Source organism: Caulobacter sp. GW821-FHT12F03 (genome assembly GCF_058806855.1).
This window is the reverse complement of the sequence record NZ_JBXAQC010000005.1, coordinates 34,536-47,710: the sequence shown is the minus strand read 5'-3', so window position 1 is coordinate 47,710 and position 13,175 is coordinate 34,536. Positions and strand designations below refer to the sequence as shown.

Genomic DNA, 13,175 nt, shown 5'->3' with positions numbered 1-13,175 from the left:
GCCGATCCTTGACCCCTTCCGGAGATGCGACATGGCCGAAGAGCCGCCTGAAACCCCCTTCCCGCCGCCGCCGGCCAACCGGGGCCCCATCGCCATAGCCTTCATCGGGGCCGGCATCGGCCTGATGGGCGTCGGCCAGACGGTCCTGCACAGCGCCCCGATGGCCTATGCGGGCCTCGCCGTGCTGGCCGTCGGCATCGTGTTCGGCGTGCAGAGCCAGCAGGGAAAGTGATGCCGGCGCGGGGAGCGTTCATCGCGCTGGCCCTGCTGGCGGGGCCGGCGGCGGGCCAGACGGCGACGGCGCCGGCGGCGGCCTGCACGGCGGCGGAGCATCGGCAGTTCGACTTCTGGGTCGGACGCTGGGACGTCTATCCCACCGGCCAGGCGAAGCTGGTCGCCCACAGCCTCATCGAGCGGCTCTACGGCGGCTGCGCGATCCGCGAGAACTGGATGCCGCTGAGCGGCGGCGAGGGCGGCAGCCTCAGCAACTACGTCGCGCGGGAGAAGGGCTGGCGTCAGACCTGGCTCGACTCCAGCGGCGCTCGGGTCGAGTTCACCGGCGGCTGGAACGGGGTCGCCATGGTGATCACCGGCGCGTGGCCCGGCGCGGTGAAGCCCGGCCAGGACGCCCTTGTGCGCATGACCTACACGCCCAGCCCGGACGGATCGGTGCGCCAGTTCGGCGAGGCGTCCACCGACGGGGGCAAGACCTGGGCCCCGAACTTCGACTTCACCTACCGGCCCTCCAGGACCGCCGACTGATCTCGCGCCGGACGGACCGTGCGTGCAGAACCGGTGCGGACGCGATGGAGAACCGGACCCAAAAGGGGCCCTGAAGCCGCCGTGAGGTTTCCTTTGCTTGCGCCGAAAGGCCCGCAGGCGTAACGGAAACCCGTTTTCAGTGAAGGAGAAGACCGATGGGATACCGGGTCGCCGTGGTCGGCGCCACGGGCAATGTGGGCCGTGAGATGTTCAACATCCTCGAGGAAGTGAACTTCCCCGTGGACAAGATTCACGCGATCGCCAGCCGCAAATCCATTGGTGTCGAAGTGTCCTTCGGCGAAAAGATCCTCAAATGCGAGGACCTGGAGCAGTTCGACTTCTCGACCGTCGACATCGTCCTGATGAGCGCCGGCGGCGCCGTCTCCAAGGCCTGGGCCGAGCGGATCGGCAAGGCCGGCCCGGTCGTGATCGACAACTCCTCGACCTGGCGCATGGACCCGGACGTGCCGCTGATCGTGCCGGAAGTGAACCCCGACGCGGTCGTGGACTTCACGAAGAAGAACATCATCGCCAACCCGAACTGCACCACGGCCGGGTTGCTGGTGGCGCTCAAGCCGCTGCATGACGCGGCGAAGATCAAGCGCATCGTCATCTCGACCTACCAGTCGGTGTCCGGCTCGGGCAAGGAGGGCATGGACGAGCTGTGGGCCCAGACCAAGGGCGTCTTCGTCCTCGGTGCGCCCGAGCCCAAGAAGTACCCCAAGCAGATCGCCTTCAACGTGATCCCGCAGTGTGACTCGTTCATCGACGACGACTCCGGCGACACCAAGGAAGAGCGCAAGATGGCCGACGAGACGCACAAGATGCTCGACCCGGCGATCCGGGTCAGCGCGACCTGCGTGCGCGTGCCGGTGTTCGTCGGCCACGGCGAGAGCGTCAACATCGAGTTCGAGAGCGCCCTGAGCGACGACGAGGCCCGCGAAATCCTGCGCGAGGCGCCCGGCGTCGTGGTCATCGACAAGCGCGAGGACGGCGGCTACGCCACGCCCAAGGACATCCAGGGCGAGTTCCCGGTCTACGTCAGCCGCATCCGCAATGACCCGTCGCTCGAGCACGGCCTGTCGCTGTGGGTGGTCTCCGACAACCTGCGCAAGGGCGCCGCGCTCAACGCCATCCAGATCGCCCAGCTGCTCCACGACCGTGGACTGATCAAGCAGCGCGCCCTGGCCTGACGACAACCCCGCAAGAAGCGGGTGGAATGATCAGGGGCCCGGGACCAGCTTCCGGGCCCCTTGTTTTTTGGAGTTTCGCCATGCCGCCGGCGAAGGACGAAGGCCGCGCCGCGCTGTTGGCGGCGCTGACCTGCTACACCCTGTGGGGCCTGTTCCCGATCTACATGCACGCCCTCGGTCACGCCGGGGTGAGCCCACTCGAGATCACCGCCCAGCGGGCCGCCTGGGCCGTGCTCTGGGCGGCGGGGCTGGTCCTGGTGGCGCGCAAGCAGGGCGATCTGGCGCGCATCCTGCGCGAGCCCCGCACCCTCGGCCTCCTGCTCGGTTCGGCGATCCTGATCAGCATCAACTGGCTGCTCTACGTCGTGGCGGTGAACAGCGGGCGGACGCTGGAGGCCAGCCTCGGCTACTACATCAACCCGCTGCTCAACATGGCCGCCGGAGCGCTGTTCTTCCGCGACCGGATCGACCGGTTCGGCATGACCGCCATCGCCCTCGCGACCGTCGGGGTCGCTGTGCAGACCGCCGCCGTCGGCCACCCGCCCCTGCTGTCGCTGGGTCTGGCGTTCAGCTTCTGCGGCTACGGCCTTATCCGCAAACAGGTGCGCGCCGACGCCGAAACCGGGCTGCTGGTCGAGACCGCGATCCTCGCCGTCCCCGCGACGCTCTATGTCATCTGGCTGCAGCGCCAGGGCCTCGGCCACCTGGGATCCAGCCCGGCCGCGACGGCGCTGCTGCTGCTGTCGGGCCCGTTGACCATCGCCCCGCTGGCGCTGTTCTCCTGGGCCGCGCGGCGGATTTCGCTGGTCTGGCTGGGGTTCATCCAGTTCGTCGCCCCGACGCTGCAATTCCTAGTCGGCGTGGCCTCGGGCGAGGCGTTCACACCCCTGCGGGCGGTCGCCTTCGCCTTCATCTGGATCGGGGCGGGCGTGTTCGCCTATGGCGCCTGGCGACGCACCCGACGGTTGGCGATCGCCTGAAACCGGTTAGGGTCGCCTTGTGATGACCCGGCGGACAGTCCTGACCAGCGGCGCGGCGACGGCGATGACGGCCGGCGCGCCCGATCCGCTGGCCGGGCTGCTGTCCGGCGACGGCGACGCCGGCCTGGCGGTCCCGGCCTGGGCCGCCACGGCGGGCTCCGCGCGGGGCGACCGGCCGGCCTTCGCCCGCGCCGACGGACTGGCCAGCATCACCGCCGGCCGCGCCATGACCGTCGATGCGCCCGTGCGCATCGCCTCGATCTCCAAGCTGGTGGCGACCCTGGGCTTCATGACCCTGGTCGAGGCGGGCAAAGTCGGGCTCGACGACGACGCCGGCGACATCCTCGGCTTCCCCCTGCGCCACCCGCTGTTTCCGGCCGAACGGATCACGCCGCGGCGGCTGCTCTCCCACACCGCCGGCCTGCGCAACGGGCCGAGCTATCCGGTCGGCTTCGGCCGCCCGCTGAGCGCGGCCCTGACGCCCGGCGGCGCGCAGTGGGACGACGGCGCCTGGTTCAGCCCGGCGAGCGAGCCCCCCGGCGACTGGTTCGCCTACGCCGACGTGAACGTCGCCGTCATCGCCCAGGTCATCGAGCGGGTCAGCGGCCAGCGGTTCGACCGGTTCATGACCGAGCGCCTGTTCCGGCCGCTGGGCCTGGACTGCGGCTACAACTGGAGCGGCGTCGGCCAGGCCGCGCGCGACCGCGCCGCAGTCCTGTACCGCAAGGCGCCGTCGGATGAGGGGCCGTATGATCCTGCCGGGCCATGGATCGCCCAGCTTGACGACAGCGTGCCCGCTGCCCCGGTCATTCCGCATCCGCGTGCGCCGGAGGCCGGCGACCGGCCGCTGGACAGCTACCGGCCCGGCGAGAACGGCTTTGTCTTCTCACCGCAGGGCGGCTTGCGGGCGAGCACCGAGGACCTGGCCCGCATCGCCGCGCTGATGGCCCGCGGCGGCGGGTCGATCCTCAAGCCGGCGACGCTGGCGCGCATGACGACGCCGGTCTGGCGGTATGACCCGAAGCGGCCGAACGGCGACGCCTATGGCGGCTCGATCCTCGCCTATGGCCTCGCCTGCCAGACCCTGACCGGCGCGGCGGGCGACCGCCTGTTCGACGGCTGTGCGGGCTGGATCGGCCACGCCGGCGACGCCTACGGCCTGACCTCCGGCCTGTGGGTCAATCCGGAGACCGGCCGCTGGTTCACCTACGTCATCACCGGCGAGGCGCGCTCGCTGAAGGCCAACAGGGGCCGGTCAGGCTTCACCCGTCAGGAAGAGCGGCTGGCGGGGGTGCTGGCGGGAGTCTGAGGGGCCATGTACCGCCTTCGGTACGTGTCCCCTTTTACAGACTCGCGTACGCCGCCTCGATCAGGCGCGTCGAGCGCGGGTCGCCGATCAGGTGGACGTCCTGCCGGTTCATCACATAGGCGCCGGCGAGGCGGCGGTCCGGATCGGCGAAGGCGCAGCTGCCGCCCCAGCCACTGTGGCCGATGGTCGTCGGGGTCGGGCCGTAGAAGAAGTTCGGTTCGTTGCGCATGAAGCCGGCGCCCCAGCTCATCTCGAACGGCAGGACCAGATCCTGGCCGCGGATGCGCTCACGGCCGGCCTCGGCCACGGAGGCCGGCGAGAGGATGTGCACCCCGTCGACCTCGCCGTCAGTGGCCAGCGCGCCCATGAAGCGCGTCAGGGCCTCGGCCGTGGTGTGGCCGTTGGCCGAGGGGATCTCGATGCGCCGCCAGTCAGCCGAGCCCCGGCCGCTGGGCGCGGCCCAGGGCGAGAGGAAGGCCGCCTTCTTCGGGTCGGTGACCTCGCCGAACTGCGGCAGGGCCGAGGGCGGCTTCAGCTCGGCGCAGCGGGCGTGTTCGCTGTCGGGCAGGCCGATCCACAGGTCGAGGCCGGCCGGTTCGGCGATATCCTCACGCAGGGCGGTTCCCAGCGTGCGGCCGTCGACGCGGCGGAACAGCTCGCCGACCAGATAGCCGATGGTCAGGGCGTGATAGCCGCTGGCCGAGCCGACCGGCCACAGCGGGGCCTTGGCGGCCAGCATGGCGGCGATGACCGGCGGATCGTACCAGAGGGTCGGATCGATCGGCTCGACGAAGCCGGGCAGGCCGGCCTGGTGCGAGATCATCTGCTCGACGGTGACCGCGCCCTTGCCCTCGGCGGCGAACTCCGGCCAGACCTCGGCGACCGGCTGGGTCCAGCGCAGGCGGCCCTGCTCGACCAGCCGGGCGATCATCGTCGCGGCCACGGCCTTGGTCGTCGAATAGACGGGCGTCAGGGTGCGGGCGTCGAACGGGACGGTCTGCTTCTTGTCGGCCCAGCCGGCCCACAGGTCGACGACGATCTCGCCCTCGACGGAGAAGGCGAACCGGGCGCCCAGCTCCTTGCCCTCGGCGAAGTTGGCCGCGAACGCATCGCGGACGGGCTCGAAGCGCGGTTCGCAGATGCCGTGGATGTCGATGCTCACGCCAGCCTCTCGATGCGGACGGTGGGACTGGCCTGTTTGATCCGCGCGCCCATGGCCACGATCGGCAGCTCGGGCGAGGCCCAGATGCCGGCGGACGCGATGGTTTCGGCCAGACCGCCGACGGCGCGGGCCAGGCCGTAGGACGGCGTCTGCCCTTCCAGCAGCGCGGCGGCGAACAGGGCGGTCAGCAGATCGCCCGTGCCGCTGGGCACGGTCTCGCCGGCCTTCTGGTGCGCGGCCAGCCAGGCCTCGCGCTTGTCGGCGTAGACCACGCCGATCTCGGCGCCGCGAATGACGGAGGAGACCAGGACGGCCTTGCCGAGCAGGCGGGCGGCGCGCACGGCGGCCTCCGGGCTGCGGGCGTCGGCGCCGGTGATCCGCTGCAGCTCCCAGCTGTTGGGCGCGACCAGATCGGCCTTGGGGATGAGATGGTCGATGACCGCCTGGGCGACCTCGGCCGGGACGAACAGGCCCTTGCCGGAATCGCCGATCACCGGATCGACGACGATCATCGGCTTGCGGGCGAAGGCGCCGTCGCGCGGCGCGGCCTTGACCGCGTCGATGGCCCGGGCCGCGGCCTTGACCTGGTCGACGCTGGCGAAATAGCCGGTCAGGACCAGGTCGGTCATGCCGAACAGGCCGTTGGCCTCGACCCCGTCGAGCATGCCTTCGAAGGCCTCGATCGGCACCTGCGCGCCACCGGGGGCGCCCCAGCCGGGGTGACGGCCGTAGAGCACGGTGGGGATGACCACCGGATCGATCTTGAACTGGGTCAGCGCCAGCGCCTGGGCGGAGCCGCCAACCCGGCTCCCCGCGACGTGGCTCGACATGATGAGGGCCATGGGCATGGCGAGGGGCTTAGCGGAGGCGGGGGAGGTTGGGTAGGGGGCGACGGTGGATTGACAGTCCGCGACCACAAACCGAAGCTCTCGTGATGATAAACCGGCGACGCGCGTTACTCGCGGGACTTGTGCTGGCCGCGCCAGGCGTTGGCCGCGGGCAGACGCCGCTCACGCCGGACGAAGCCCTGTCGGAACAGGGTCTCTACCTGCCCGAGCTGGGCCGGCTTCTGGAGGCGGTGAAGTCCAGCCCGATCCAGCGGCAGGTCCTGGCGCAGTACCGGGCCACGCTGGGCGACGAGGCCGGCGCGATGCGCGAATGGATGGCCCAGCGATCGTCCACCGCCCCCGTCCCGCCGGCGGACACCACCGACTATGAACCCTGTCGGGCCGAGCCGGCGCTGGACGCCATCGTCGCGGCCGCGCGCGGCAGGCGGCTGGTGATAATCAACGAGGCTCATCACGCCTCGCGTTGCCGGGCCTTCGCCGCCCGGGTTCTGGACCGCCTTCGCGACGAAGGATTCGACCTGCTGGCCGCCGAGGATTTCACCAGTGATCCGGAAGTCCGCTTCGCCGAGCGGATGGCCAATGGCGATCCGGTGACCACCGACCTTTCCAACTATGGCCGCGACCCCGTCTACGCCGAGCTGATCCGCAGAGCCCGGGCAGGGGGCTATCGGCTGGCCTGTTACGAGATGACTCCGGCCCAACGGCCGCCGAATGACGCCGACGGTCCGACCCGCGTCGCGACCCGCGAGGCGGCGGAGGCCGCGAACCTCGCGGCCCTTGTGCATGACAATCCCGACGCCCGCCTGGTCGTTTATTGCGGCCATGGACATCTGGCGGAGAAGACAATGGGCGCCAACACGGTGATGGCGACCCGGCTGAAGGCGGCGACCGGCATCGACCCCCTGACGATTGATCAGTCCCTGGGCCTTCCGTCGCCGGCCGGCGTTTTCGAGTCGCCGACCATCACGGCCGTGCTCGTGCATTTCAAACCGACCGAACCGATCATCGTGCGGGCGCCCGACGGCTCCTCGCTGGCCTTCGGGATCTTCAGGGGCGCCGTCGACCTGACCGTCTTTCATCCCCGGCTGCCGGATGACGCCGATGGTCGTCCGGCCTGGCTGGCCGGGGACGGTCGGCAGCGGGCCGTGTTCGCGCTCCGGCGACCGGCGCCGCCCGGCGCCCTGCTGCAGGCGGCTCCGGCGGCCGAGGCCCTGGCCGCGCCCAACGTCGTTCCCGCCGACCAGTACATGGCCCGGCCCGGGGCGAGGGAGGCGGTCTTCTTCCTGCGACCGGGCGCCTATGACGTTCGTCTGGAGACGAACACCGGGCGCAAGGTGCTCGGACCGTTGGCCGTCGGCGCGCCGGCGGCGGGAGGCTAGTCAGGACGCATGCGTATCGCCGCCCTCATTTTCCCGGCGCTGCTGCTGACGGCGGCCTGCAAGCCGGGCACGGAGGTCGTCACGGCGCCGTCTCCCGAACCGGCGTCAAACGCGCCGGCGCCGGCGCCCGACGCAGGCCCGGGCCCGCCGGAGCCTCCGGAGGTGTTTCCCGTGCCGGCCGGAACGGCCTGTGACATCCGCGGCGGCTGGTCCGAGGACAAGGACCCGGCCGGTCTGAACGTTCGCGCCGGGCCGTCGCCGACGGCGCCGATCGTCGGCAAGCTGCCGCCCCCGCGCTACGATCCCGACTTCGAGCGGGAGATGAAGGCCGACTTCGACATCCTCGAGATCCGCGACGGCTGGGTGCGGATCGGCATGAAGAACCCGGACGATTGGAGTCCGGCCTATCCCAGGCCGCCGGCCGGCTGGATCAGCGCGCGCTACGTCGGGTTCGACCTGCAGTCGGACAAGGCCTTCGCGGCGCCCGATCCGAAATCACGGCTCATCGCCTCCGCCTGGGAGACCGCCGACGGCATTCACGCCTTCGGCTATCGCTATCCGAGCGAATGCCGGGGGCGATGGGTCAGGCTGCTGGTCACCGACCGGCAGGGCAGGGAGAGCCCGGCCTGGGCCCGCGGCGTCTGCAACAACCAGGAGACCACCTGCGACGGCGGCGCGGAGGGGGACTTTTTCGAGCCCCCCGAGCACATGCCGGGCCGGAACGGCCCCTAGTACCGGTAGTGGTCCGGCTTGAACGGACCCTGCTCGGGCACGCCGATGTAGTCGGCCTGGTCCTTGCGCAGCACGGTCAGCTTCGCGCCCAGCTTGCCCAGGTGCAGCATGGCGACCTTTTCGTCGAGGTGCTTGGGCAGGGTGTAGACCTGATGCTCGTAGGCCTTGAGGTTGGTCCACAGTTCGATCTGGGCCAGCGTCTGGTTGGTGAACGAGGCCGACATCACGAACGACGGGTGGCCCGTGGCGTTGCCGAGGTTCACCAGCCGGCCTTCGGACAGCAGGATGATCTTCTTGCCGTCCGGGAATTCCACGTGGTGGACCTGCGGCTTGATCTCGTCCCACTTGAAGTTCTTCAGGCCGGCGACCTGGATCTCACTGTCGAAGTGGCCGATGTTGCAGACGATGGCGTTGTTCCGCATCGCCCGCATGTGGTCGACGGTGATGACGTCCTTGTTGCCGGTGGCCGTGACGAAGATGTCGGCCTTGCCGGCGACGTCGTCGAGGGTCTGGACCTCGTAGCCTTCCATGGCCGCCTGCAGGGCGCAGATCGGGTCGATCTCGGTGACGATGACGCGGGCGCCGCCCTGGCGCAGCGAGGCGGCCGAGCCCTTGCCCACGTCGCCGTAGCCGCAGACCACGGCCACCTTGCCGGACAGCATCACGTCGGTGCCGCGGCGGATGGCGTCGACCAGGCTTTCACGGCAACCATAGAGGTTGTCGAACTTGGACTTGGTCACGCTGTCGTTGACGTTGATCGCCGGGAACGGCAGCTCGCCCTTGGCGGCCAGCTGGTACAGGCGGTGCACGCCTGTGGTGGTCTCTTCCGAAACGCCGGTGATCGAGGCGGCGATGGCCGAATAGAAGCCGGGCTTCTCCTTCAGATAGGTCTTCATCACCGCATAGAGGGCTTCTTCCTCTTCATTGGTCGGGTGATCGAGCAGGGTCGGATCCAGCTCGGCCTTGGGGCCCAGCACGCAGAGCAGGGTCGCGTCGCCGCCGTCGTCGAGGATCAGGTTCGGATAGCCGCCGTCCGACCATTCGAAGATCTTGTGGGTGTACTGCCAGTACTCGTAGAGGGTCTCGCCCTTGATGGCGAAGACCGGGGTGCCGGTGGCGGCGATGGCCGCGGCGGCGTGGTCCTGGGTCGAGAAGATGTTGCAGCTGGCCCAGCGCACATCGGCGCCGAGGTCCTTCAGCGTCTCGATCAGCACGGCCGTCTGGATGGTCATGTGCAGCGAGCCGGCGATCCGCGCGCCCTTGAGCGGCTTGTCCTTGCCGAACTCGTGGCGGAGCGCCATCAGGCCGGGCATTTCCGTCTCGGCGATGGCGATTTCCTTGCGGCCGTAGTCGGCCAGCGCGATGTCGCGCACGATGCTGTCGGTCACGCGGGGGACTCCTGTCCACTGGGGGGCGAGCGCGCTGTATAGCGGCCTCGCCCCGCTATCGCAAGAAACGCATAAAGATATCTTTATGTCACACCCAGAAGCGACGGACCCCGGCGAAGGCGTCCAGGTCGGCCTGGGCGGCCTTTAGCAGCGCCGCCTCGCCGGTCGAGCGCTCGCCGACGAGCCAGCCGGCCGCGAGCGCCGCCCGGGCCTCGCCGTCGCCCAGGACCAGATCGCGGGCCAGGTCCTCGCTGAACGCCAGGTCGTTGAGGACGCCCAGACTGTCCTGAAGCTGCTTGAGCGCCGCCGTCAGCCGGTCGCGCCGCCGGGGATGGTCCGGAAACAGCCCGCCGAGGTCCTCGACCGCGTAGCGCAGGATCTTGGCCTGGATGCGCACATCGTGCCGGGCCGAGCGGTCGAGCCGGGCCAGATGGCGGCCGGCCTTGAGAATCCGGCGCCGGCGCCGGCTGAGCCGGTCGGCGACCATGTCGCGGGCCGGGGCGTCGCGACGGGACGCGTCGCCGAGGGGTCCGGTCCAGTCGCCCAGCTGGACCCAGGCCGTGGCGTCGAGAACCAGCCGCCGGAAGGTCGCGCTGTCGATCGCGGCCGCGACGCGTCTGTAGGCGCGGGTCTGGGCGGACAGCAGGTCCTGCCCGAACGCCGCCAGCCCCGCCAGATCATGATGGGCCGCCGCCGCGGGCCGCCAGACATCGGCGATGAAGACATCGAGATTTCGCGCCTCGTCCAGCTCGCCCGCCAGCCACTTCAGGCGCGCCTTGATGTCGGCCGCCTCCGGGCCCTCAATCACCGGCCGGAAGATCGACATGTGCGCCCGCAGCCGCCGCACCGCGACGCGCACCTGGTGAACGCCCTCGGGCCCGGGCGTGGCGCGCAGGCTTTCCGCCCCCGCCGCCAGATGGGCCAGGACCGCGCCGGCCACCGCCTGGAACGCCTGGCCGGCCGTGTCATCGGACGACAGGGCCGGAACGGTGTGCCGCGGCCGCGCGAGCGCCTCGCCCGAGGCCAGGCGATAGCCGCGCTCGGCCTTGCTGACGGCGGACAGACGCAGCGGCGTGGTCTCCATCAGACCGCGCGCGAGATCGAACAGCACCGCCGGCGCGCCGGCCTTGAGCTCCAGCTCCAGCTCGAGCACCGGCGTGGCGCGGTCGCCGACGACGATCTCGCCGCGATCCAGCGCCAGCTCGATCTCGCCGCCGCCGTGGTCGACGCGGCGCGTCATGCGCTCGACCCGCACCGCGAAGACCGGCTCGAGGGTTTCACCTTCGGCCAGGACGGCGGGGGTGCTCGCCAGCAATGCCGGATCGGGGGCCTCGGTCGCGACCGGCCATTCCCATTCCGAGCGCCCGCCCTCCACCGTGGCGGCGGCCTTCAGGGTCTGGGTGAGCCCCTTCGCCGACCGCCGCACCCGCAACCCGAACCCGGTCCGGGCGAGACGCCGGTCCGGCGTGTCGAAATAGACGGCCGCCAGGTCGTCGCGTTCGCCGCCGGCCAGCAGGGGCAGCACGCCCGCCACCTGATCCGGGTCGAGCAGGAACTTCAGTTCGATCTCGTTGGCGGGCTTGGTCATTCCTCGTCTCTGGTCCCTCATTCCGGGTCGCGCAAGCGCCAGAGACTGGCTAGAAGGCTCCGGTCAGACCGGAGTTATCCCGCATGAACGCCCCCGCCCGCTTCGTCGATCCCGCCCAGCCGCGCCACGACTGGACCCGCGAGGAGATCGAGGCGCTGTTCGCCCTGCCATTCACCGAACTCGTCTTCCAGGCCGCCGCCGTCCACCGCGAATGGTTCGACCCGACCGAGCTGCAGCTGTCGCAGCTGCTGTCGGTCAAGACCGGCGGCTGCGCAGAGAATTGCGGCTACTGCAGCCAGTCGGCCAGCTTCAAGACCGGGCTCAAGGCCGAGAAGCTGATGGAGCTGGACGAGGTGCTCGCCGCCGCGAAGCGGGCCCAGGACGGCGGGGCGCAGCGCTTCTGCATGGGCGCCGCCTGGCGCGACCTGAAGGACCGCGACCTGCCGCGCGTGGCCGAGATGATCACCGGGGTGAAGGCCATGGGCCTGGAGACCTGCGTGACGCTGGGCATGCTCAAGGCCGAACAGGCCGTGGCCCTCAAGGACGCCGGCCTCGACTACTACAACCACAACCTCGACACCTCGCCGGAGTACTACGACAAGGTCGTCACCACCCGGACGTATGACGACCGGCTGGAAACGCTGCAGCACGTGCGCGACGCCGGCATCTCGACCTGCTGCGGCGGCATCGTCGGCATGGGCGAGAGCCGTCAGGACCGCGCCAGCTTCCTGCACCAGCTGGCCACCCTGCCGGTCCACCCTGACAGCCTGCCGGTCAACGCCCTGGTGCCGATCGCCGGCACGCCGCTGGGCGACCAGGTCAGGCGCGACGGCGAGATCGACCCTCTGGAGTTCGTGCGCACCGTGGCCGTGGCCCGGCTGGTCTGCCCGAAATCGATGGTCCGCCTGTCGGCCGGGCGCGACGACATGAGCCGCGAGACCCAGGCCCTGTGCTTCCTCGCCGGCGCCAACTCGATCTTCATCGGCGGCAAGCTGCTGACCACCCCCCTGCCCGGCCAGGACGAGGACAGCCTGCTGCTGAAGGACCTGGGGATGAAGCCGATGGCGATGGGCGCGAGCGCCTAACGCTCCTCGTCGAACCGGTTCGCCACCAGCTCGCACAGCGCGTCGACGGCCTGCTCCGCCTCGGCGCCCTCGGCCCTGATCTCGATGGTCGAGCCGATGCCGGCGGCCAGCATCATCAGGCCCATGATCGAGCGGGCGTCGACGCTCGTGCCGTCGCGCGACACGGTCACCTCGGCGTCGAAGCCGGAAGCCAGGCGGACGAACTTGGCCGAGGCGCGAGCATGGAGCCCGCGCTCATTGATGATTTCGACGGAGCGGCAGGCGCTCACTTCTCGCCGGCCAGCACATAGGAGGCCACCGAGATGTACTTGCGGCCCGCCTCCTGGGCGTGGTGGACGCAAGCCTCGAGCGGCTCCCGGGTTCTAAGGGACGCCAGCTTGATCAGCATCGGCAGGTTCAGCCCGGCGATGACCTCGGCGCGGGTCTGTTCCATCACGCTGATGGCCAGGTTGGACGGGGTGCCGCCGAACATGTCGGTCAGCAGGATCACGCCCTGACCGGAATCTACCTCGGCGCAGGCCTTGAGGATGTCCTTGCGGCGCTTTTCCATGTCGTCGTCAGGGCCGATGCAGATCGCGGCCACGGCCGTCTGCGGGCCCACGACATGCTCCATGGCGAAGACGAATTCTTCCGCCAGCCGGCCATGCGTAACAATCACGAGGCCGATCATGCGCGAGCCTGAAACCCTGTCTCGATCAAACCGGGAACCCCTGCCCGACGGTCGCGGCGGCGGCCGCGAAGGCGCCTAG

Annotated in this window: 14 protein-coding genes; 8 read left to right on the top strand and 6 right to left on the bottom strand. The window is 70.2% G+C overall.

Annotated features, from left to right (window positions below; all coding sequences use genetic code 11):
* The first annotated feature begins 31 nt into the window (after positions 1 to 31).
* The 5 genes from AC1RN0_RS12985 (at position 32) to AC1RN0_RS12965 (ending at position 4,244) form a co-directional block, all read left to right on the top strand.
* Positions 32 to 232 carry a hypothetical protein gene (locus tag AC1RN0_RS12985; RefSeq protein WP_492787866.1) on the top strand — a complete coding sequence of 67 codons (201 nt, stop codon included), beginning with the start codon at positions 32 to 34 and terminating at the stop codon, positions 230 to 232.
* Positions 232 to 762 carry a hypothetical protein gene (locus AC1RN0_RS12980; protein WP_492787865.1) on the top strand — a complete coding sequence of 177 codons (531 nt, stop codon included), beginning with the start codon at positions 232 to 234 and terminating at the stop codon, positions 760 to 762. Before AC1RN0_RS12985 ends, AC1RN0_RS12980 begins: the two co-directional genes overlap by 1 nt.
* A gap of 155 nt (positions 763 to 917) precedes the next feature.
* A complete protein-coding gene (locus tag AC1RN0_RS12975; protein ID WP_492787864.1) occupies positions 918 to 1,955 on the top strand; it encodes an aspartate-semialdehyde dehydrogenase in 1,038 nt (345 codons plus the stop codon).
* 80 nt (positions 1,956 to 2,035) lie between these two features.
* Positions 2,036 to 2,935, top strand: a complete 900-nt coding sequence (gene rarD / locus AC1RN0_RS12970) for an EamA family transporter RarD (protein WP_492787863.1) — start codon at positions 2,036 to 2,038, stop codon at positions 2,933 to 2,935.
* Positions 2,936 to 2,957: 22 nt separating this feature from the next.
* Positions 2,958 to 4,244, top strand: a complete 1,287-nt coding sequence (locus tag AC1RN0_RS12965) for a serine hydrolase domain-containing protein (protein ID WP_492787862.1) — start codon at positions 2,958 to 2,960, stop codon at positions 4,242 to 4,244.
* Between the two features lie 34 nt (positions 4,245 to 4,278).
* Here AC1RN0_RS12965 and AC1RN0_RS12960 read toward each other — a convergent pair whose 3' ends face one another.
* Together AC1RN0_RS12960 and AC1RN0_RS12955 are read right to left on the bottom strand one after the other, a co-directional pair.
* Positions 4,279 to 5,406, bottom strand: coding sequence for a serine hydrolase domain-containing protein (locus AC1RN0_RS12960; RefSeq protein WP_492787861.1), 1,128 nt, complete (start codon positions 5,404 to 5,406; stop codon positions 4,279 to 4,281).
* Positions 5,403 to 6,254, bottom strand: a complete 852-nt coding sequence (locus AC1RN0_RS12955) for a PfkB family carbohydrate kinase (RefSeq protein ID WP_492787860.1) — start codon at positions 6,252 to 6,254, stop codon at positions 5,403 to 5,405. Before AC1RN0_RS12955 ends, AC1RN0_RS12960 begins: the two co-directional genes overlap by 4 nt.
* A gap of 122 nt (positions 6,255 to 6,376) precedes the next feature.
* On the opposite strand from AC1RN0_RS12955, the gene AC1RN0_RS12950 reads away from it, so the two are divergent.
* Positions 6,377 to 7,633, top strand: coding sequence for a hypothetical protein (locus AC1RN0_RS12950; RefSeq protein ID WP_492787859.1), 1,257 nt, complete (start codon positions 6,377 to 6,379; stop codon positions 7,631 to 7,633).
* A gap of 9 nt (positions 7,634 to 7,642) precedes the next feature.
* Positions 7,643 to 8,365 carry an SH3 domain-containing protein gene (locus AC1RN0_RS12945; protein ID WP_492787858.1) on the top strand — a complete coding sequence of 241 codons (723 nt, stop codon included), beginning with the start codon at positions 7,643 to 7,645 and terminating at the stop codon, positions 8,363 to 8,365.
* Here AC1RN0_RS12945 and ahcY read toward each other — a convergent pair.
* Positions 8,362 to 9,753, bottom strand: a complete 1,392-nt coding sequence (gene ahcY / locus AC1RN0_RS12940) for an adenosylhomocysteinase (RefSeq protein ID WP_492787857.1) — start codon at positions 9,751 to 9,753, stop codon at positions 8,362 to 8,364. The genes AC1RN0_RS12945 and ahcY overlap by 4 nt on opposite strands.
* 88 nt (positions 9,754 to 9,841) lie before the next feature.
* Positions 9,842 to 11,341 (bottom strand): CYTH and CHAD domain-containing protein, encoded by a 1,500-nt coding sequence (locus tag AC1RN0_RS12935; RefSeq protein ID WP_492787856.1) that lies wholly within the window; start codon positions 11,339 to 11,341, stop codon positions 9,842 to 9,844.
* Positions 11,342 to 11,424: 83 nt separating this feature from the next.
* On the opposite strand from AC1RN0_RS12935, the gene bioB reads away from it, so the two are divergent.
* On the top strand, positions 11,425 to 12,426 hold the full coding sequence (gene bioB, locus AC1RN0_RS12930) for a biotin synthase BioB (protein ID WP_492787855.1): 1,002 nt from the start codon (positions 11,425 to 11,427) through the stop codon (positions 12,424 to 12,426).
* Here bioB and AC1RN0_RS12925 read toward each other — a convergent pair.
* Together AC1RN0_RS12925 and AC1RN0_RS12920 are read right to left on the bottom strand one after the other, a co-directional pair.
* Positions 12,423 to 12,695 carry an HPr family phosphocarrier protein gene (locus AC1RN0_RS12925; protein WP_492787854.1) on the bottom strand — a complete coding sequence of 91 codons (273 nt, stop codon included), beginning with the start codon at positions 12,693 to 12,695 and terminating at the stop codon, positions 12,423 to 12,425. The genes bioB and AC1RN0_RS12925 overlap by 4 nt on opposite strands.
* Positions 12,692 to 13,096, bottom strand: coding sequence for a PTS sugar transporter subunit IIA (locus AC1RN0_RS12920; RefSeq protein WP_492787853.1), 405 nt, complete (start codon positions 13,094 to 13,096; stop codon positions 12,692 to 12,694). Before AC1RN0_RS12920 ends, AC1RN0_RS12925 begins: the two co-directional genes overlap by 4 nt.
* Positions 13,097 to 13,175: the final 79 nt, after the last annotated feature.